This window comes from Kitasatospora sp. NPDC057518 (assembly GCF_042802075.1).
Taxonomy (GTDB): domain Bacteria; phylum Actinomycetota; class Actinomycetes; order Streptomycetales; family Streptomycetaceae; genus Kitasatospora.
Genome location: NZ_JBHVEU010000811.1, coordinates 1 through 1,114, shown reverse-complemented (window position 1 = coordinate 1,114; position 1,114 = coordinate 1). Strand labels below are relative to the sequence as shown.

General features: G+C 76.4%; 1 protein-coding gene. It reads left to right on the top strand.

The features are described 5' to 3' along the window. Window positions 1–75: 75 nt before the first annotated feature. Entirely contained in the window at window positions 76–999 is a 924-nt protein-coding gene (locus ACFU7Z_RS39565; protein WP_380783010.1) for an ADP-ribosylglycohydrolase family protein, read from the top strand. Window positions 1,000–1,114: the final 115 nt, after the last annotated feature.

The following is a 1,114-nucleotide window of genomic DNA, read 5'->3' as shown; positions in this document are numbered from 1 at the left end:
GAGGAATAACCGCTCGCCGGCGCCCCGCCCGTCCGGCAGACTGCCGCACACAGTTGATCTCACACGGAGGATGACATGCGTGCGGCCCGCCCGGTCCTGGACAGCCTGGAAGGACTCGCCCTCGGCGACGCCTTCGGCGACCGGTGGTTCTCGGTCCCGCTGGACGAGGCGCCCGCCGCGCTCGCCGCCAGGCTGGTCCGGCCCGCACCCTGGCACTGGACCGACGACACCGCCATGGCACTCGTGCTGGTCCGCCACCTGCTCGACGCGGGCGAGGTCCGACCGGACGCGCTCGCCCGGGAGTTCGCCGCCGAGTACGCCCGCGAGTACGGGCGCAAGTACGGCCCGTCGATGCACCGGGTCCTGCGCGGGATCGGCGCCGGCGGGGACTGGCGCGCCATCACCGCGGCCCAGTTCGAGGGCCAGGGCTCGCACGGGAACGGCGCCGCGATGCGGGTCGCGCCGCTGGGCGCCTGGTTCGCCGAGGACCTCGACACGGTGGTCCGGCAGGCCGAACTGCAGGCGCTCACCACCCACTTCCACCCGGAGGCCGTCGCCGGTGCGGTGGCGGTCGCGCTCGCGGCGGCGCTGGCGGTCCGCAGCCGGGGCGGAAACCCGCCCAGCCGGGCCGAGTTGCTGACCGAGATCGCCGGACGGCTGCCGGACAGCGAGGTCCGCTCCGGGCTCCGGATCGCCGCCCGGATGCCCGAGCACACCAGCGTCCGGCACGCCGCCACCGTGCTCGGCTCGGGAGCGCTGATCTCCGCCGCGGACACCGTGCCGTTCGCCCTCTGGTCCGCGGCCGGGCACCTGGACTCGCTGCCGGAGACCGTCTGGAACACCCTGGAGGGCTGGGGCGACAAGGACACCACCTGCGCCATCGCCGCCGGTGTGGCCGCCGCCCGGACCGGGCTCGCGGACGTGCCGCCCGGGTGGCTCGCCGCGCGCGAGCCGCTCCCGGGCTGGGTCGCCGAGGCGTCCCGGACCGCCGACCGGTAACCGGGCGGTGCCGGGTGGGGGCCGCCCGGCGTCAAATCCCCGCGGGCCGCCCCCAAACAACCGCCCCGCGCCCACAGCAACGAGCCCGCCGCACCCAAAGGTAAGCGCCCGGCGA